The organism is Pseudomonas sp. A39 (assembly GCF_058145955.1).
In genome coordinates, this window is the sequence record NZ_JBYVMD010000001.1 from 273,911 (window position 1) to 292,028 (window position 18,118).

Annotated in this window: 17 protein-coding genes; 7 read left to right on the forward strand and 10 right to left on the reverse strand. The window is 49.6% G+C overall.

Translation table 11 applies throughout. From position 1 onward, the window contains the following. The first annotated feature begins 18 nt into the window (after window positions 1–18). The 5 genes from AC3ZU9_RS01335 (at window position 19) to AC3ZU9_RS01355 (ending at window position 4,391) form a co-directional block, all read left to right on the forward strand. Entirely contained in the window at window positions 19–450 is a 432-nt protein-coding gene (locus AC3ZU9_RS01335; RefSeq protein ID WP_490090194.1) for a LexA family protein, read from the forward strand. Then, window positions 437–1,717 carry a translesion error-prone DNA polymerase V subunit UmuC gene (gene umuC, locus AC3ZU9_RS01340; RefSeq protein ID WP_490090195.1) on the forward strand — a complete coding sequence of 427 codons (1,281 nt, stop codon included), beginning with the start codon at window positions 437–439 and terminating at the stop codon, window positions 1,715–1,717. The genes AC3ZU9_RS01335 and umuC overlap by 14 nt, the downstream gene beginning before the upstream one ends. Before the next feature lie 162 nt (window positions 1,718–1,879). Next, complete coding sequence (locus AC3ZU9_RS01345; protein ID WP_065945805.1) at window positions 1,880–2,833, forward strand: toll/interleukin-1 receptor domain-containing protein; 954 nt, start codon at window positions 1,880–1,882, stop codon at window positions 2,831–2,833. Window positions 2,834–3,272: 439 nt separating this feature from the next. Then, window positions 3,273–3,641 carry a hypothetical protein gene (locus AC3ZU9_RS01350; protein WP_490090196.1) on the forward strand — a complete coding sequence of 123 codons (369 nt, stop codon included), beginning with the start codon at window positions 3,273–3,275 and terminating at the stop codon, window positions 3,639–3,641. Between the two features lie 135 nt (window positions 3,642–3,776). After that, window positions 3,777–4,391, forward strand: a complete 615-nt coding sequence (locus tag AC3ZU9_RS01355; protein WP_490090197.1) for a hypothetical protein — start codon at window positions 3,777–3,779, stop codon at window positions 4,389–4,391. Window positions 4,392–4,480: 89 nt separating this feature from the next. On the opposite strand, the gene AC3ZU9_RS01360 is transcribed toward AC3ZU9_RS01355, so the two are convergent. Then, on the reverse strand, window positions 4,481–5,590 hold the full coding sequence (locus AC3ZU9_RS01360; protein ID WP_247267519.1) for a CHAT domain-containing protein: 1,110 nt from the start codon (window positions 5,588–5,590) through the stop codon (window positions 4,481–4,483). Between the two features lie 101 nt (window positions 5,591–5,691). On the opposite strand from AC3ZU9_RS01360, the gene AC3ZU9_RS01365 reads away from it, so the two are divergent. Then, window positions 5,692–6,186: a hypothetical protein gene (locus AC3ZU9_RS01365; protein WP_490090198.1), complete on the forward strand. Its 495-nt coding sequence runs from the start codon at window positions 5,692–5,694 to the stop codon at window positions 6,184–6,186. Window positions 6,187–6,424: 238 nt separating this feature from the next. Here AC3ZU9_RS01365 and AC3ZU9_RS01370 read toward each other — a convergent pair whose 3' ends face one another. The 4 genes from AC3ZU9_RS01370 to AC3ZU9_RS01385 all read right to left on the reverse strand — a co-directional run bounded on the left by AC3ZU9_RS01370 (window position 6,425) and on the right by AC3ZU9_RS01385 (window position 9,705). Beyond that, the gene (locus AC3ZU9_RS01370) at window positions 6,425–7,255 is read right to left on the reverse strand and encodes a pentapeptide repeat-containing protein (protein WP_490090199.1); all 831 of its coding nucleotides are present in this window, start codon (window positions 7,253–7,255) and stop codon (window positions 6,425–6,427) included. A 1,027-nt stretch (window positions 7,256–8,282) separates the two neighbouring features. Further along, on the reverse strand, window positions 8,283–8,645 hold the full coding sequence (locus tag AC3ZU9_RS01375) for a hypothetical protein (RefSeq protein ID WP_490090200.1): 363 nt from the start codon (window positions 8,643–8,645) through the stop codon (window positions 8,283–8,285). 40 nt (window positions 8,646–8,685) lie between these two features. Further along, a complete protein-coding gene (locus AC3ZU9_RS01380) occupies window positions 8,686–9,081 on the reverse strand; it encodes a DUF6957 family protein (protein WP_490090201.1) in 396 nt (131 codons plus the stop codon). 21 nt (window positions 9,082–9,102) lie between these two features. Further along, on the reverse strand, window positions 9,103–9,705 hold the full coding sequence (locus tag AC3ZU9_RS01385) for a hypothetical protein (protein ID WP_490090202.1): 603 nt from the start codon (window positions 9,703–9,705) through the stop codon (window positions 9,103–9,105). Between the two features lie 31 nt (window positions 9,706–9,736). Here AC3ZU9_RS01385 and AC3ZU9_RS01390 point away from each other — a divergent pair, with 31 nt between their 5' ends. Further along, on the forward strand, window positions 9,737–10,216 hold the full coding sequence (locus tag AC3ZU9_RS01390; RefSeq protein ID WP_137211952.1) for an XRE family transcriptional regulator: 480 nt from the start codon (window positions 9,737–9,739) through the stop codon (window positions 10,214–10,216). A gap of 1,029 nt (window positions 10,217–11,245) precedes the next feature. Here AC3ZU9_RS01390 and AC3ZU9_RS01395 read toward each other — a convergent pair. From AC3ZU9_RS01395 to AC3ZU9_RS01415, 5 genes are all read right to left on the reverse strand, one after another. Next, entirely contained in the window at window positions 11,246–12,268 is a 1,023-nt protein-coding gene (locus AC3ZU9_RS01395) for a hypothetical protein (RefSeq protein ID WP_137211951.1), read from the reverse strand. 87 nt (window positions 12,269–12,355) lie between these two features. Beyond that, window positions 12,356–13,228 carry a hypothetical protein gene (locus AC3ZU9_RS01400; RefSeq protein WP_137211950.1) on the reverse strand — a complete coding sequence of 291 codons (873 nt, stop codon included), beginning with the start codon at window positions 13,226–13,228 and terminating at the stop codon, window positions 12,356–12,358. Then, the gene (locus AC3ZU9_RS01405; protein ID WP_228732722.1) at window positions 13,212–14,117 is read right to left on the reverse strand and encodes a TniB family NTP-binding protein; all 906 of its coding nucleotides are present in this window, start codon (window positions 14,115–14,117) and stop codon (window positions 13,212–13,214) included. Before AC3ZU9_RS01405 ends, AC3ZU9_RS01400 begins: the two co-directional genes overlap by 17 nt. A 108-nt stretch (window positions 14,118–14,225) precedes the next feature. Then, a complete protein-coding gene (locus AC3ZU9_RS01410; protein WP_210624410.1) occupies window positions 14,226–16,001 on the reverse strand; it encodes a TnsB C-terminal domain-containing protein in 1,776 nt (591 codons plus the stop codon). Window positions 16,002–16,887: 886 nt separating this feature from the next. After that, on the reverse strand, window positions 16,888–18,006 hold the full coding sequence (locus AC3ZU9_RS01415; RefSeq protein WP_490090203.1) for a serine/threonine protein kinase: 1,119 nt from the start codon (window positions 18,004–18,006) through the stop codon (window positions 16,888–16,890). Window positions 18,007–18,118 lie beyond the last annotated feature (112 nt).

Sequence of the window (18,118 nt, forward strand, 5' to 3'; positions counted from 1 at the left end):
AAACTTAAGGCTTGCATCATGAGCATCACCATCCTCGGCCCGCTCGCTACTGGCGGTAGGAAGCTGCCCCTTTATTCATCCAAGGTGCCGGCGGGCTTCCCCTCCCCTGCGGCTGATCACATCGAAAAGCACATCTCCCTTGATGAGCTGTTCGAAATTCGAGCCCCGCACGTGTACCTGGTGAGGATCGACGGAGACAGTATGCAGGGCGCAGGTATCTATTCCGGGGATCTCGTAGTTGTTGATCGAAGTGTAGATCCGGTCAGTGGGGATATTGTCATCGCAGCTCTCAACTCCGAGCCATTCTGCAAGCGCCTGCATCTACGTGACAACGCCGTGATCCTCCTGTCCGAAAATCCAAAATATCCAGCAAGGCATGTGATGGAAGGGGACGAGCTTGTGATCTGGGGAGTGGTGAAATACAGCGTCCGCGATCATGACAACACTTGAGCCAATCTTCGCCCTGGTTGACTGCAACTCGTTTTACGCGAGCTGCGAGCGCGTTTTCAGACCAGACCTAGCCAAGACACCCATCGTGGTGCTTTCGAACAACGACGGCTGCGTAATCGCGCGCAGCTACGACGCTAAGCCTTTTGTGAAAATGGGCCAGCCGTACTTTCAAATCAAAGATCACCTGCGCCGAAACGGTATTGTCGCGTTCAGCAGTAATTACGCGCTCTATGGCGACATGAGCGAGCGCGTCATGACGATCATCGAGTCGTTGGTGCCTGCGCTTGAGGTCTACAGTATCGACGAGGCGTTTGCCGATCTGACCGGCGTCACAGGCGATCTGTCTGCATTCGGACGGCACATGCGATCCACGCTTCTCAAACGCACAGGCATTCCTGTCGGTGTAGGCATCGCACGCACCAAGACGCTGGCCAAGCTCGCCAACCATACCGCCAAAAGGCTGTTGGATATCACCGGTGGTGTGGTGGATCTGTGCGACCCGTTCAAACGGGACTGGACGCTGCGCAACACCGATGTCGGCGAGGTCTGGGGCATCGGCAGGCGCATGAAGGCACACCTGGAAACGATGGGCATCAAGACTGCAATGGACTTGGCGAAAGCCGATCCGTGGATGCTTCGCCAGAAATTCAGCGTCGTGATCGAAAAGACGGCACGGGAGCTCGCCGGCACCCCATGTCTGGAACTGGGCGAAGCTGACCCACCCAAGCAAGAGATTTGCTGTAGCAGGATGTTCGGCAGCAGGCTGACGCAGATCGAGCCGATCAAGGAGGCCGTCGCCACCTATACCCAACGGGCGGCGGAAAAGCTCAGAGCGCAAAACTCGCTGTGCAAGAAGATCCGCGTGAGTATCAGGACAGGCATGTTCAATCCCGAAGAAGCGAAGTACGCGAACGGCGCACTGGTCGAACTACCCTACCCGACAAACGACGTTCGACTCATGACCAAAGCTGCAACCGAAGCGGTCAATCGCCTCTTCCGACCAGGCTTCAAATACAGCAAGGCGGAGGTTCTCTTGATGGATTTGCGACAGCCCGGTGAATTCACGGACGACCTGTTTACACATTCCCAGCCTGTTACGGCGGACAAGGTGATGACCGTCCTGGATGAGATCAATGGCCGCTGGGGAAAGGGAGTGCTGCGTTTAGCCAGCGTGCCTGCTGCTCCCAGTTGGGCAATGCGTCGGGAGCTGATGAGTCAGAGCTACACGACGAAGGTTGATCAGTTGTGGACGGTAAAGGCTAGGTAGCAGCCCTGTATAAATTACTGCGCTGTGCGGTTAATACAGCCCGGCTGCTATCGTCAAAAAACAGACTTATGGACACAGTGCTGATCACGCCGTAATGTTCCGTTGATATCTCGGCGCTCAAGCAGATCAGGGCGCTTTAAATAAACATGGAAGGTTTAGTTTATGGCAAATATTTATATTTCATACCAGCGAAGCGACCAATCCTTTGTTACTACGCTAGCTCAGCGCCTAAAAAGCGAGGGGCACAACCTTGGCTACGATATTGACACTCTTTCGGCGGGAACGGATTGGCGCTCGGCCCTAGATCAGCGGTTGAAATCGGCTGAAGTTTTTATAGTTGTGATATCGGAGAATACGACGCAGTCACAGTACGTATTGACCGAGGTTGGCGCAGCTAGAGCTTACGCATCTGAATCCGGTCGAATGCTGATCGTGCCGCTAATCATCGACCACAGCCCACCACCTTTAGCACTTCAGGATATTCACGCAATCATCCAGCCTGATAAAAATCTCGATGAGATTTGCCAGAAGATCGAAACAGCAGTTTCGGTTTTCATCGGGAGGCGCGCAGCGATAGAAATTGAGGCTTCCGAAGTCGCTCAGAAGCTTCAAACCAACGCTGCTGATTACATCAAAATAGCCATAGATTCTCTCGCGGGATTGGAGGTGCGCGACCGGCGCCTTGGTTATTTGTGGTATTCCCTCGGGTTCTTATCACTACTGATTGGTATCGGCTTCGGGCTGCTTGGCCTTGCTAGTGCGAGTGCGCAAACAGCTCTGCCAAGCCAAAGTCTCATCCTTGCCGCGCTGAAGGCGCTTCTTGTGATTGGATTACTCGGAGCATGCGCGAAGTACGCATTTACCCTCGGAAAGTCTTACGCGAGCGAGGCCCTGAAGTGCTCAGATCGCATTCATGCGATACGTTTCGGAGAGTTCTATTTGCGTGCTTTTGGTGAGAAAACTCAATGGACGGAGCTAAAGGAGGTATTTCAGCATTGGAATATTGATCGTAGCTCCTCTTTCTCGGGAATGGATGCTTCCTCCTTTGACCCTAAATTCATTGAATCAATAGTTGAATTCGCAAAGCTTTTCCCTTCAAGGAACGTGAATAAGTGAAACCTAAACTCACTCAAGTCGAATGCACTCCGCAACCCCTGAATTCCATCACTAACCCTTCGATGCTGTGCTCTTGTGCTACTTGATTCGTAAGCGTATGGCCAAGGCATATTGCAGGTGATGCCATCGTTCAAAGACCAAGTCGGTCGTGCTACCCAAGTGAGGGTGTACCCAGAGTGCAAGCGGAGCGCGCCGGCCCTTCAGGCCGAAGGCTTGAGGATGGAAGCCCGTAGGGCCGAAACCAGGCGCAGCCGGTTCGGTTTACGACAGCCGTACCCGGAGGGGCAAGCGCAAAACGGCTGTGAAGCCCTAGTAAGAAGTACAGGTACGTGGAAGCGGTATCCATTAAGTCGATGTAGCGAAAATCAGCGGATAAAAGCGTGATGGCTTTTAGCTTCGCCTCCAGTTAAATTCAGAATTTCTATTATCAAGGACGACCATGAAAAATTTGATCGCAGTTATGGCCATTTGTCTGGCACTGGGCGGTTGCGCTACGTCGCACTTCACCGCAGGTAGAGACTTTCCTTCGGCCAGTGTGGCGAGCATCACTAAAGGCAAAACCACCACCTCTGAGTTGAAGTCGCTGCTTGGTGAGCCCTACGCCAAGAGCGCCGTCAGCGAAACCGACGAGAAGTGGATCTACACCTACACCAATGGCTCAGCACATGCCCAGAGCTACTTGGTCACCATGAAGGTCACGACCACTGGCACTCAGAAAACCCTCGACGTTCTTATCCGCAACGACGTAGTCATCAACTACACGTTCAGTGAAGGCCCCGCTCCGGGTACGACCACCGCGACAAACTGAAGAGAATGCTTCGTGTTGGCCCTTCGCATTTAACACGTTCACATACGTTCTGAGTGAAACGCGAGGTCAGCGCGGTGAAACCTTTATACATGGATAGGCTTTCTTCGGAAGCAAATTGAGAAACGGGAACTAATTATGTACGACATTCATGAGCACCGGCATCGTGTCGCCGTTTGGGGAGCTGGTCGTGCCTATTCTCGGCAAGGGCCTGGGCACACCATAGCAGTCGCGAGATATCTAATCGAGCGTTCTGGTTTGGGATCAATCAAAACAGCGGATCAACTGCCGCCTCCTGAACTAATGGACGAATTTATAAATGAGCGGATACAAGCTGTCATGGCAGCTTCCCAAGGCCTCACTTACACAAAGCGTCCGAAAGGCGGGCCAAGCACCACAGAGCCTTTATTCTGTAGCTACGGTCGTGCTCAAAAGCTTGTAAACATGTATTTGAAACTGAAAATCGTCTGCGCTGGACATCATGATCATCCGCACACGAAAGGTGTGCACCCTCCGCTCGATGCGGTGTTATTGAAGGCCCTAGACTCAGCGGAGTCCATAGATCAGGAATGCGATCTCGAGGAATTTCGTCGTAAGCTCAAAATTGCCAAGAAACTGGGCACAACTTGGACAACCTTTGATCGTGCGACCTACGACGCTTATATCAAAGCTATACGACTATTTCAGGGGCGTCAGCCGCTCTGGGCTGTTGAGCGGCTTTGGAATCCTGAGAGAGATGCGATACCGGTCTAAGTCCTTGCATGCTCGATCGCGTCTTCATGCACCAAAGGCGCGGCCACGCGACGAACGTAATCACCCATCGCTCACTGTCACTCCTAAAGTCAGGGTTTTTTATTTGACGTTGTCGAAGGACGCACAAGCGTCAAATCTTCGTCCGAAAGCCCCTCCTTCAGATAGAGCTCTGGAATATCGCACTGAGTGAGATCCTCCATCATCAGCGCAGATGTGGCCTGTGCAAATGCTTTAGGGATTGAGTGGCCGAAGCCAATGCTGGAGTAAAACTGGGATGAGAATACCCGAGCAGCTTCATCGCCGATTTCACGATTCATACCAATGGCAGCATCTATCTTTTCAACGCTGCTACGCGCTTGATTGAAAGAGAAACACGTATTGAAAAACACAAGTTTGACGCTATCAGAGCCGAAGGCGATTGCGCTGACGATCCCCTCCTTGGAAACATGCTTCGGCCTACCATGATCATCCTGAAGAACCAATGCATCTGCCGAGGTGCCATGACCACTAAAATGCACAATCGTCGGGTGGAGTTCGTTTATAGCCTGAAGAATATCCATCGGCCTGACCGCCCAACGCGTCTGAAAATTTACGGCATCCCGATGCTGTGACGCTCGGAGCTTTTCACCAATAGACCTAGCCTCCTCATCAAGCGCGAGCTTGTTTGTCCCGGGATCCGACGCCATGAAAAGTACGGTAATCTGTTCAGGTAATGCCTTCAGCATCTGAATCTGCAAGGCCGCTTCTGCGTGCAAATCTTCATGCCTGGCCAGCCCTGCTCCCATCTCACGCATACGTCGCTCTCTGGCCTGCTCTGTGCGTTTATGATCGGCCTGTTGCTTCTTGAGATCGGCATCGCGCTTTTTCTTAGCCGCATCCTGCTTCTTCAGCTCGCGAGTCTCCTCCTGGCTAACCTTGCTTTGAGCGGCCACAAGCTTCTTATGCTCATCGGCAATCTTGCTATCGAGCTTGGCCATTTCGATCGTGGCCCTGCTGTTATCGGATGCATAACGATCCGCCTCTCGCAACTTCATGTTGATTGTAGAAGAGCTAGTAGACCTGCCAGCGGCAGCCAAAGCGTCTTGCTTTTTCTTCAATGCCGCTGCGGCTTTAACCGAAAGCTTTCCCTTGTCAGCTTGCAGTTTTGCGATGTTTTGCTGACACGTGTTGACCTGCCTTCGATACATTTCAATGCTCATGCGCCGCTCCTTGACTGAAGCTTGATCATAGCAATCCCTGTAGAGTGGCCCACTCGATTTTCTATACAGCCTTCACGCTTTTTAAACGGATACGTACTGATATGGACGAGACAATCAGCTACCTGAAAGATCGCTTCAAAGAGGAACAGGGTCGCTTTGATCACTTCGAAAACAAATGTGCAAAATTTCTGACTGCGGTATCGATTGGGATTGCGGCCTTGAGCGCGTTGGCAGGTTTGAAAAACGGAATACTTTTCCAGGTGACATCCCCTTTCGCTGCACTGATCTTCATTTCATTTGCTGCTACCGCCATCTGCGTGGCTTGCTCTTGGGGGCATGCTTTCAGCGCATTACGCATTTGCGATTGTCCGAGCCTACCATCGAGTCGTAAGACTGCAGAGTATTTGCTTGCCGTAGACGCTGAACAGCAAAAGCTCCACATTTACAAATGCTACATTGACACCATCGGAAAACTCCAAGTTGCCATCGACGCGAAATCTAAGCCTCTTGATTTGGCTTACAGCGAACTTGTCTGGGGCGCCGGGTTTTTCATGCTACTTGCGATTCTCACAACCATCAGAGAGCTGACCTCATGACAGACAAGAACCTGCAGAACAACGAGAACAAGACTCCACCTCCTCCGCCTCCCACTACTGAATATCAGCGAAGATCTGAAGAACCGGCTATCAACCGAAAAGCACCTCCAGATAAACGCTAACAATTAGATTCCAGCCCCGTAAATGGGGCTGGCGCCTGCCTGGCTCGATAGACAGTTGAGCAATGTGAGCGGCTAGGATTGGGCTACAAAGCGAGGTGATGAGCTTTCCAAATACATCACCGCGACGTGAATTCGGCGTCCGGTTCAATGAGCCCCTTTGGCCCTACGTCCCAATCATCATCCGGAACGTTACCACCCACAAATGCCCCTTGAGCACGGGTGAAATTGCATTCGAAAATGTTGGCATTACGAAAATCCACGCCTTCCAATTTCGCGCTACAAAAACTCGCACCTCTAAGGTAGGATCCGCGGAAATCCGCCCCAGTTAAGTCGGCGCTGTCGAAGTCTGCCATCCAACAATTGACCCCCGGTAGAACCAATGGATCGACGCTCGTCGAATAGAATTTTGCGTCACTCAAATTTGAGTTCTTAAAACTCTTCACATCCAATACCCAGTGCCAGTGCACGAGGCTTCCTGGTGCCTGGAGATTGCTAAAGTCAGGGAGTTTTTTACGAGCGAGCACTTGACTGATCCTGCTGAAAAGCAAGCTACTGAAGTGAAAGCCACTGAAATCTACATTTCGTTTGTTGGCGGCGACGGCAAGGGGCACCTGATCTCGTAGGCACTCAATAAGCGCATCAAACTGAAGCAGGAATCGAGCGCGACGAAACTCGCCGCTGTAGGGCTGCCTCCAGTACCCCTGCGCATAGGAATGCTGCGCGTACCTAGAAATCAGCTGCTCTTCAGCTGTGATTTCCTCGTATGTGGTCTCGTATTCTCTGGCGATGGTTCGCAGGCATGTCGCGAGCTTGATTTCTGTCTTGGGACGAGGCGAATACCGAGCGAGCCTATTTGTGGCATCAGGACAACCGTCACGGAAATCGCGAAGCAGGACAGCTGCATCCGACTTGAAAGCACTGAGGGAGGGGGTAACAAAACGACTCATGGCCAAACCTCTCACGGCCAACGTTGAACCCTAGTATTCCGTTGACCATTCGAGATGGCTGGGATGAAGAAGTTGAAGCAACGGTGCAGAGGCTTTATCTAGCTAGGGCTGAACGCCACCGTCATTGGCGCAGTGGCAATACTGAAAATTTTCTCTATAAAAGTCAAGTCGCAGACACTAGCCCAGCAGATCGATCCAATACTGTGCTTAGTTCATCCATCGAGTCGCGGTTAGAGACATCAAAAAACTGATTTTTGCAGAAAGACCGCTGCACTCCGATGCTTTTGGTTTGGTAGGCTGTGATTCGACTTGGAAGCTTTGATGAGGGGGAAAGGATGACGAATTGGATATGGGTACTGCCATCTGAGGCAGTGGTGGGTAATATGATTGCGGGTCGAAAAATCGTCAGAATTTCCAACAACAAGAAAATGCTGTCGAAGAGCTTATGCAAGGTAACGCTTCGCTCAATGTGGCCTGGCTACTACCAAAGCGTGATGATCGAGTGAATAAATTGTTCTGCCTGATGTTCAACGCCGAAGGGCTGAAAGCATCTATTCTTCCAGGTGAAGGACATTCAAATTCGCCTCAATTTCAAATCTAAAAATCGTTAGCACCGCGCAGCGCCCCCACGTAAGCGGAGCGCGCAGGCCTATGGCCAAAGACGTGAGGATGGAAGCCCGGCAGGGCCGAGACGCGGAGTGGCTCGGTTCACGACAGCCGTCCGCGAAAGCGGCACGCCACCCCAGTCGAATCAGTGAGATCCTAAGGCTTTATTCGGCACTGCTACCGTCGTGGGTCGAACACAGCGTGCTAACCCACTGCTCTTCCATAAGCCTGCTAGGAGCCCCGCACCTTGGGCGACAGTCACCGGCATGACGTCAGGATGCCGCGTTAGATGCGACTGCAAGGTATCGCAAAGAACACCGAGAAAAGCTACGGATAACGCGCTCTGAACTCTTCAATCTTGATTTCGGGTAGAGCCTTTTCGTTTGGAGGAATATCGCTCATGTCGAACTCAGCAAGGTAGCTATGGTTGCGGTTCTGCCGTTTTTAAATAACTGAGCAGGCTCTCGCTCCCACCTTCCCGGCGAAATGTGACGAGCACATACCTGCTGCCAGCCTCATCTGATAAGACCCAATAACCCCCTTCCTTCTGAGCCATCACCACAACACCGGTTTGGATAACCCGGCCGTCTTCGAACCTTCCGTGAGGGTCGTCCCCTTGATGTCCAAATACGACTCCAACACATGTCCGGGACTTGATGAAGGCTTCAGTGAGGTATGCAGTCACCGGCTGATCGAAGCCTTGAGAAACGGCTCCGGCTATGCACTGGAGATCAAAGTCGGAATGCTGTTTGCTGTGAAAATCTACATTGATGGAGCCGGGCATTTAGTGTCCTTACACATGGACTGACCACTGCTATACGCGATCAGAAAAAAGAGAAAATCGTTTTCAGACTCGCCGTTTGGCGTCGACCGGGGCCGACCAACACATACACGGTGTTCTTGGTTTCGGCCAGGATGCTACCGTCGAACGATGTGCACATACTTGACCGCACCCAATCACCAGGCTGAAAGCGACCACGGGTATCTTCTATTACTCGATGGGCAAAGACCACCAATGGAAGATGCCCAGCGGCGTGAATTTTGGCCAGATCATCAGCGGATACGTTTGCCTGGAAAAGAGTCCACTGCTCCACCAAGCAATAAGCTTTCCTCGGAAAGCGCTCAGACACAAGTGCACGAGCCTCGCCCAAACTCAGTGATGCGCCTTCAATAAAAGTATGGTCATCATTCAACAGCTCGTTACCATCCGCGCTAGCCATTCACGCTGCTCCTCTGACAAGTCAGTGCACACCCTGCCCCACGCTGCGATCGTAAAGGGTTCGCATATTGGTCAACGTCGTCACATCCAGGCTGGAACGATACGAGTCGTGATAAATCAAGCCACCCTCAACCATCACTACACAGACGGCGTCGCCATCTAAATCTTGCCCCAGGGCCAAGCTCTCTACCTTCTCCATCCGCCAAGCGTCGCCACCATTCATGCTGGCCGGGGTGACAATCTGAATCTCTTTGACGAAGACCTCATCGTCTTGGGACTGGAGCACTTGATGGAGCTTTGGCTCGTCATTGACCATCAGCTCAAACTCTTGCGCCCTGCCCCTCACGATCATTTTTACAGTGAGGTGGAACCAGTGCTTCCTGAGCATCCTGGAAACTGCATGCCAGTGCGCAAGGCCCTCCCCGAAAACTCCTGGGACGCCTGCCAAATCATTATCGTCTGTTCTAAACATCGGGTTCTCGTTGAATCCATCGCGACGGCGATGCTTTGAGGTTTGAGGGCAAGGGTCAGTGCGCCACGGCTCAATATCGCGGGATAGCTGGCGCTGAAGCTGGTCGTAATTGGCTAATAATACACTAAATTGACGTTTATTCGTACTGGTCAATTGTGGCTATATCCTGACTTTTGGGCAAGTCATGGAATTGAGAACCGCATTTGCAGGAGTGCTTCGTGCGCTCCGCGTAATACGACGTGCAAAGTATGCCGACGTCTCGGATGCCACCCACCGGCGAAAGGTAAGTGCGCTAGAAAATGCTCAGACGAGCATCACCCTTGAGCAATTTGCAGATCTGGCGGAGTCGCTTGGGATCAGTCCGGTGGCGATGCTTAGCTTGTGCATTGCTCACCAAGAGGGAAAGCAGCCTCTTGAAGTAATGCGTGAAGCTGAGGTCGAGGTATCAGATTTTCACGCTGGTGGAGGAATGGAAGCGCTCAGCGAGCAATTTGATGGGAATGGCTCGCTTATAAAGCGGGGTCGGGGTAAGCCGTTGAATGCTGAGAATGAGAGAGCCGTGCTAGATCTTAAGGCGGTCGGCGCGACTCAGCAGCAGGCAGCAGCACAGTTGGGATTAGCATTGTCGTCTGTACGAGAGTACTGGAAAAAAAACAGGGAATGATCCAGTTTGCACTGGAACCGATCAAATGCGTCTACGCATAAATATGCCTAATTTTTTGCTACGAGCGACTTTTTTGTAAACGCTCGGTGAACCCAAACCAAGGCACTCATCTGAACCATGAGCCTGTGCTCCCCATTCTATTTCTGAAGTCAGATCTGATTATGCGACTAGACGCGAGAGTCGAGAAAGGTGTGGCCCTGCCAACAGCATCGGCAAATCAGAAACCCGTCGCCGGCCTCGCCTCACTGGTCGAGTTCAATGTGTGCATGGCACCGCCACGCGTCGGACAGGAACACAGTGTCAACACTCCCAGACTAAATTCCTGAGCGAGCCGTCCATTTTCGCAAGGTGGATTACGGGGCTATTCCGATGCAACGAATCAGTGCGCAGCAGGTTTAATGCTCCAACGTCCGAGCCGTCCGCTGTGCCTAAGTCGCGGCCTTGATTCATGATGCCGGCGGTTTGCGCGCGAAAACTCATATTTGATTTGACGTCGTAGATATTGAACGAAGACTTTTTATTGTCGATGAGCAACAGATAAATCAGCCCTGGGTGGTGCAAAATCCATTAGCGTATTCAACCGAGCGGTTGATTCTTTGGAGTAGAAGATTGTTGGAAGTCCGTATGGGACTATAGAGATGACCGAGGTGACTGGCATTTAAATCGTAGAAACTTTTCATGAGGCGATTGGCTAAGAGGCCCAATTTAGCGGATGGAAATTTCCGGATGACGCGAAGAGGGCCAAAACTGTCGAAATCCCCCCTGGCAAGTCTTGGTGACGCCAAAACCGACGCCGTGTGCCTATTCAAATCACATTGATCTGCTTGCCACAACCAGAAACCGTAAGGATTCAATGTATTGATCAAGGATGGCTTAGATATATCATCACACCCTTCCTTGAATTGGAGAGAGTAAGTTAGGATCTCCAAGGTAATCAAGTCCACATGTAAGACAACAACAAAGTGATGATACGAAAAGGTACCAGGGCGATGCACTAGACATCCCGGCACCCAAGTGAGTGTACTGATCTTACGCATCGTAACGAATCCGAATCAATTTAGGGATCTCCATCGATCTTAAGTTTAGGTATGACGTTTCATAAAGCTTAAGTTCAGAAAAAAGCAAGCTCAGAACTCCTGATGTCTTGTCGAGTATTAACCATATCGCGTCAGTGCTCCAAGGCGAAAAATAACCTTCATGAAGAGTCTTCCGCGCTTGTTCACTGGTAATCCAGCCCAAAATAATAGCGCTAAAATAAAGAGCGTACAGCCGAGCCAAGGAAGTGCTTCGATAGATTTCCTGGTAGAAATCGCCGTGAACCCCCAGGCCCGCATACGGGTCGCTGCCACCCCAATGATGAAATGCGATTTTGGGATAGCCGTGATGGAGCGCAGGACTCATCATGGCCCTCATTAATGTCACCATGAACATCTGAACATTGAAACTCTGTCCAGATTTGGACGCGAGTCTAGTCAGTTTGTGCAAGCGCTGTTGTGCTTTTAGCGCCAGACTATTCCTCATCCTCCAGACGTCACAGATGGCATCGCAGTTTTCCTTAAACTTAGGGTCATCCCAGTAGGACACAAATGCCTGAATTGTGTAATCGTCATGATTTATAAAAAAAATCGAAGAGTCGTGCAGTGGAATATGATGTAAATCACAGAATGGCTTGGTTAGGTAGCACCACTGAACCTTACTGATCGGAGTGCCTACCTGTTCGAAGGACGCCATAAAGCATTGCGAACAAAACGCCCTTCTGAACTGGGCCGGTATGGTCGGTCGACTGAATTCAGGAAATCGCTTACTTAACCAATCCTGAGAGATATTGAATGTTTTTTTGAATAACTCAACATAAACATTTTCATTCAATAGATCACGATCTTCAAACCGTTCAGCCCAGAGTTCCATTGAGTCGCGATTTTTGATCTCGCCTTCCGGCGAACTGAATCGCACATGGGAGATAATAGGTATTTGAGAGTTCACTCTCCACATCCATGAAGATAGCGTTTCGTCTGCTAGGGGTTCCGGCACTACGGGCTTTGTCGATTTCACTGGTGCTATTCCTTTGTTGGAAGGTAAATATTTGGCGACGCTGTCATTTGCATAGCGTAATTTGGCGAACTCTGTGCTCGAGGTATGTCAGCCGAACGCTTCATATTCAACGGCATGACGAAGGTCTGACACATGATAAAGCGACCCAGAAGTGGTTGGTTTTTTTGTAAAATCAGACATCTTCTCGTTGAAACTGCTGGACGCCTTCAAAAGTTCTGAGCAATAAATGGTTTCACACGCATAAATAATGCGGTCGATAGGCATATCTTGCTCACGTTTGAAGAGTTGAGACATGCAGGGAAATTGAACGCAAGTATCGAATTGCCCATTGCACCAGTCGTAAAATCTTTGAACAACGTCTTTTACATCGGCTGCCGATATTATTCCAGACACTGGAACAACCATGCTTTTGACGCGCCTTACCCGGCAGTAATCACCGAGCAGCCTCTTGTTCCTCGTAGACATAATAATCTTGAATTCACTTGGACACCGTGCAAGCTGTTGGAGCTGGTCAAAGAGAACCTCATGCGTATCGTTTTGGTTAGAAATGATATCCAAATCGTCGAAAATAATAATTTTTCGCGCGGCCCGACGGAATTGCATCAAGCTGTTCGGTACGTATGTGTGGCTCCGGAAATTGCTATATGGAAAAAGAGCGTGAAGTACTTGGCCAATCATGTTTAGCCGTTTTGAATAAAGACGCGGCGTCACAAAAATAACCTGGCTACGGTATTTCGAAGCGAACTCTTCAAGTATTGAGCTGATTCCTACCCCTGCCGCCCCCCGCAACATCAGAAAAATGGCTTCATCGGAATTGGCTACTCTGTCCAAAGCCTCGATAACCTCTCTGCGTTCAGGCCAGAGATACTGGAAGCCGTGGAGGCCTTCCAGTACTGCGCGGGCGATCTGGCGTTTTTTTAAAAGTGACAGATCATGCTTCATCTTATGCAGACTGCTCATCTTCTTCCGGGGGCATCTCTGCGCCACGAAGTGCATAGTTAAAATTCGCCATGATCTCATCGATGTTATCAAGGTGAAGGTGGTTGATGTGTTCGGTACCATCAATGATGCTGGCCATCGCCGATGCCTGCAGAATTTTCACGACGTTGTCGGTGATACCCTGCCCTTTTTTCATGATTTTCAGGAAGAGCACTTGATCTTGGAAGTTGGTTTTTTTCTTCAGTGGCAAATGGTGGATATAGCTGGACACAAAGTTGCGAAACTCTGGGCCATTTTCCCACCCATTGAGGGCCACCACGGGATATCGACGTTCAAGCTGAGGATCCTGCCGAAGTACACGCGCTGCATCTGGAACCCCGAACGCAAACACTGAGAGGCCGTAGGTGGAGCCAGACAAATTCTTCAGAAGCGAAAGATTGATGCGCTGCTGAAGCTCGGTTAATGTTAGTGCATCATGAATTTCATCAATAACGATAGCGCGAATATTTTCAGTCCTGATGATGTATTGAAGTTCAGGAGTAATGTTATGGCCTTGCCGCGCCCTTCGCCCTACCCCCAAACCAAGTTCGCCCAGGATAAGATCCTTTAGTGAGTAGCCATTAGGGCTTTGGTGCATGGTCACGAAGATCATTTTGTTTTCGTTCGTCGCATTCCGGGCCTTCATCTCACCAATCAAGGCAGTTTTGCCTCCTCCTCCAGGAGATGTAACGAGCATACTGGGTGCGTTGATCTTGTTCCGCATCTTCATTGCCATTTCCATCCTTAGTATGATTTTCTGAGCGTTAGGATGGTGCACCCAGAAATCGTTGGAACAGGTGATAAGACGAACATCGTCTGACTCATTGAAGTGAATTTGAGACGCAGGGTGTACGTGCGAGTAATCTGTCATGGGAGTTCACAAAAGTGTGAGCGCATGAATGCCTTCAGGCTGATGTCTAAATAAGAGACAACAAAGACAAGCCCATGCGCTCAGGTTAAGTACAATATAGGCGTTTAATTAGTTGCTATCGTAAAAAGTCGGAGGCTGGTTGTAGTCAACATCTTCGGTCTTTTTGAAGAAACCGCCAATATCAAAAATATTCGACTTCTTAGATGACTTGCCGGTTTGATTTGCCTTGCCGGTAGTGCTGGGTGTGTTCGGCGCAACACGGCTCAGTGTGCTGTCACCTTCTGATTTTTTGCCGTGTAAACCTGCTTGTTTTTTATAGTCAGTTTTTCCTTTTACCGTTTTCCTCCTGCGCTTTTCCTGAGTAGTTAATTTTACTTCCTTATTTTTTTGCTTGGTAATTTCACCATAAGACTGCGCTCCTTCCTTCGTCATGGTGCCATCTCGATCTCCCTTTTGCTGGCGCTGCCAACGGTATGTCTCATAGTCCGAACTCCTACAGAAACTATTGCGCACACAAGGAATCCTCTCGAAAATCTCGCCAAGTTTTACGTAAATGAAACTCAAATCGTGTGGATCATACTTAACTGTCACCTCGTCGCGAACCCTGTCCTTAAGTAAGCGACCGTAATAAAATCTGCGAAAAATCTCAATACCTCCCGGCACGACTTTCTTATTAGAGACTTCTGGGTAAAACCGGTATTTGAAGTCTTCATACTGGGACGTTTCCAAAACCCGACTGTTCGGTTTTTTAGAAAAGTGACCCTCCCATGCTTGCGCGGGAGTCTTATTTAGCTCCGAGTGTTTCGTCTGATGGTAGGCGTGTAGGGCATAGGCCAGCATACGGCGCAGCCCAGTTAGCCCTATTGCAGACTTCTTGTTACTTTTCAGATGCTTACCCTGCTGAGCATTGGAGCCTGTGGTGCCTGGCAGCGGATGGATCGTGTGGATCATCAACTTTCCAATCAGACTTTCAATATGGCCACCTTGGTGTTTTTCGGGAATATCTCGATGCTCAACGTCAATGCCAAAGTCCTTGGCGTTTAGGACGAATACGTCAGATATGAACTCCTTTGCATTATCAGTGTGGATGACTTCCGCCAATCCGTAGTAGGGAAGCAAGTGTTCTGGGAGTCCTAGGCTTTTCAGAAACTCCGCTTTGGGCAAGGCGCAGTTTTCCATAAGCATTGCAACAGATACAGCGCTTGGCGGAAGTAATGAGACGTAAAAACCAAGTATCACACGTGTATGCAAATCAACCGCTATACTTATGTAAGGACGTCCCAAGACGACATTTCTGTCTTCCTCATCCACTACCATAAGATCGACAACAGTGTGGTCGATCTGAACCCACTCCAACGGTCTCTTAGTAGCTTTATAACCGGGCTTTGCCCCATACCTTTGCTTGTTTTGGTCTCCTGTGTGAGTCATCTCGTAAAGAAGCGACTCTGTTTTGGCCTTTATCCAAGTCGAGACGGTATGGTAACTCGGCCTAAGCGTCCGCCGATTATCGGCTTGGGTTTGACAATGTTTCCATACCGCAGCGATGGTCTTGTGGCTAGGGTAATGTTCCTCGAACATCTCCTCTATTAACTTCAGTGTCTCAGGATCTGTCACTGTCAGGCCTGGCTTTCTCCCTGTCACATTCGATACCAGTGCCCTGTAACTTTTAGCTCCCGTCATGTATTTAAGTAGCTTGTAAAAGCGAGACTTCTTGATGCAAAGAATCTCCATAGCTACATCAGCACTAATTGTTCCTGTCAAATAGTCCTTGAGAATTTCGTATCGCCTAACCGCCTCCTCATGCCGTCTTATTTCGGCGATAGTACTGGTTGAATCTAGCTTCAGATTATAAGTTCCCAAAATATGTCCAGGAAGATCTTTCAATTACCATTCCTCTAACATGTGGTCAGATCTATGGTTTCTATTTTTTTTACGAGATATTCGCCAAACCTTAGATCGACCACTTTCGATTTTTTAAAGAGCGGGTTGTAACCGTCCAACTATTGGATGGCGAGCAGTAAACCCAAATCCATTTTGAAGGTCAAGAGCGCCTCTTGGCACTGTCAATACATGTAAACTAAATTTTTTCCCAAGCTTCACTTGGCACACTAAATCGCTGGAAGCCCCAAGTACCGGGCGCTCTAGAATTTTCGAATATTTTTTATTCCTAAAAAACACCCATAACTTTATGGTTATATTGGCAGCCGATTAGGACTTCCAGTTAGTCATTTGAACTCAATGATGTTATTTAACGTCAAGACCTATCGAAAATTCAGATGCAAAAAACTTTGAAATGCTAAAAAAAGCTAACTGCTAAATATTTATAGATATATTGCCACTTTCCCCTTGTTTCTTTTGGAGAACGGGGACGGATAATATATGAGTATTGACAGAAATCTTGGCAACCAAGTGCTCTGAGTGGCGCATGCGGAGACACAGGAGAGGTGGAGGCAGGGGTTAGCTAGATTTTTTGCAGGACGCTTAGAGTGGTTTGAATTAATGAGTGGCAACTCACGAATTGGGCCTAAATAAACAAGCGGAAAATCATGATTTATTTTGTTTCTTGAATGGAAAAACCGTGATGGATTCCACTCATTTCTTTAAGAGGAGGGTTTGGAGTAGGAATTGCTGCGTTTTAAGGGTTTTCCACTCAAATCACGATTGGCGCAGCCAGCATTCACCCTCCCTCTGGTGAATGCTGGCGTGCGGCAATTAAAAAGGCCGCCCTAAAGGCGGCTATGTTTGCAAGCTGCAGGTTCGTGCGGTGAGCCTATGTCGCTCCTGTTGCTACAACAAACCGCTTGGCCGCGGGACTTTTCTTTATGAGCCCTTCATCAACCATCGTGATCACAAACTCCTCAGATAGTGTCCTCCGTTTTGGAGAGGTGTTTTTCCACCCCCAGTACTTGGCTATCTCGGGATAGATTGCAGCGGCCAGCTCGGTCTTGGTGCCCGATGCTATTTCAGACTTTACGAGTTTTCGCAAGCACATCAGGCTAAGGTGTTCGCGATCAAACAGTTTTGAGTCTAAATATTCGATCAGCTTATTAGCCGTATGAGTGGATTGAGTCGCTGCATTCTTGCAGCGCTTTATCATCTCTACAGCCAGTTCATCAATGCAGAACGAGCCGGACGACCGAATGGCGATTACTTTGCGAATGGCAGCGGGATTCAGCAAGTCTTCATGTGCTGGCAACTGTTTCGTCAGCAGTTCCGCAAATGTGATTGCCACTGCATAAAGATCAAAACCTGGCCCAACCGACTGCATTTGAGGGGGGCGATAAGCAGGTGTATACCCACGCGGCTCGCCGCCTTTATAAGTGCTCACTCCCAGATCTATAAGTTTTATCATGTCGACATAGGCCGGCATCGTAAAAACAGAGTGAGGTCGCTGTTTTTTCTTATTAAAAAGAAAGAGATTGGCCGGCTTGATATCCGCATGAATAACACGATTGCCCCGTTGGTAGGGTTTGCCATGCATGGAACTCAGGCCATGGAGAATCGCGCGGAGCACTTCGAAACACTCAAAATAGAACTGTATGTCTGATTTTTTATATCGACGCTTACTAATTAGACTTGAGAGCGTTGACCAAGGCGCCTCAAGGTGTTCCATGGTGTAAGCCTCCCAGCCATTTACACCCTTATAGAAATCAAATACCCGAGCCGTCTCCCCATCAATTTCACGGCAGAGTCGAACTTCATCCGAGAGATTATGTTCACTGAATTTAATGGCGACCGTCGAACCAATCCAGTTATCGTGCGCACGCCAAACGGCACCAAAGCCGCTAACTTCGCCGATTGCCTTGTCGCCTTCAAGCGTGTATCTGGCATCAATATCAGGGAACTGCGCTAATATATCTTCCTTGCGAAACTGTGCTGCCGCGTTCATGCGATTCCCTGCCTGATCATCCGAAAATCGAATAATAGCCTAGAGCCATCACTTTTGGGTATCCCTGCTACACGTGCTCAGCCCCTCCCCCCGCCGCTTCGCGACGCTGCTC

Bases quoted from the DNA above. Each gene is read 5' to 3' on its own strand.
- AC3ZU9_RS01335 (WP_490090194.1), top strand. From the start codon at position 19: ATGAGCATCACCATCCTCGGCCCGCTCGCTACTGGCGGTAGGAAGCTG.
- umuC (WP_490090195.1), top strand. From the start codon at position 437: ATGACAACACTTGAGCCAATCTTCGCCCTGGTTGACTGCAACTCGTTT.
- AC3ZU9_RS01345 (WP_065945805.1), top strand. From the start codon at position 1,880: ATGGCAAATATTTATATTTCATACCAGCGAAGCGACCAATCCTTTGTT.
- AC3ZU9_RS01350 (WP_490090196.1), top strand. From the start codon at position 3,273: ATGAAAAATTTGATCGCAGTTATGGCCATTTGTCTGGCACTGGGCGGT.
- AC3ZU9_RS01355 (WP_490090197.1), top strand. From the start codon at position 3,777: ATGTACGACATTCATGAGCACCGGCATCGTGTCGCCGTTTGGGGAGCT.
- AC3ZU9_RS01360 (WP_247267519.1), bottom strand. From the start codon at position 5,590: ATGAGCATTGAAATGTATCGAAGGCAGGTCAACACGTGTCAGCAAAAC.
- AC3ZU9_RS01365 (WP_490090198.1), top strand. From the start codon at position 5,692: ATGGACGAGACAATCAGCTACCTGAAAGATCGCTTCAAAGAGGAACAG.
- AC3ZU9_RS01370 (WP_490090199.1), bottom strand. From the start codon at position 7,255: ATGAGTCGTTTTGTTACCCCCTCCCTCAGTGCTTTCAAGTCGGATGCA.
- AC3ZU9_RS01375 (WP_490090200.1), bottom strand. From the start codon at position 8,645: ATGCCCGGCTCCATCAATGTAGATTTTCACAGCAAACAGCATTCCGAC.
- AC3ZU9_RS01380 (WP_490090201.1), bottom strand. From the start codon at position 9,081: ATGGCTAGCGCGGATGGTAACGAGCTGTTGAATGATGACCATACTTTT.
- AC3ZU9_RS01390 (WP_137211952.1), top strand. From the start codon at position 9,737: ATGGAATTGAGAACCGCATTTGCAGGAGTGCTTCGTGCGCTCCGCGTA.
- AC3ZU9_RS01400 (WP_137211950.1), bottom strand. From the start codon at position 13,228: ATGAGCAGTCTGCATAAGATGAAGCATGATCTGTCACTTTTAAAAAAA.
- AC3ZU9_RS01405 (WP_228732722.1), bottom strand. From the start codon at position 14,117: ATGACAGATTACTCGCACGTACACCCTGCGTCTCAAATTCACTTCAAT.
- AC3ZU9_RS01415 (WP_490090203.1), bottom strand. From the start codon at position 18,006: ATGAACGCGGCAGCACAGTTTCGCAAGGAAGATATATTAGCGCAGTTC.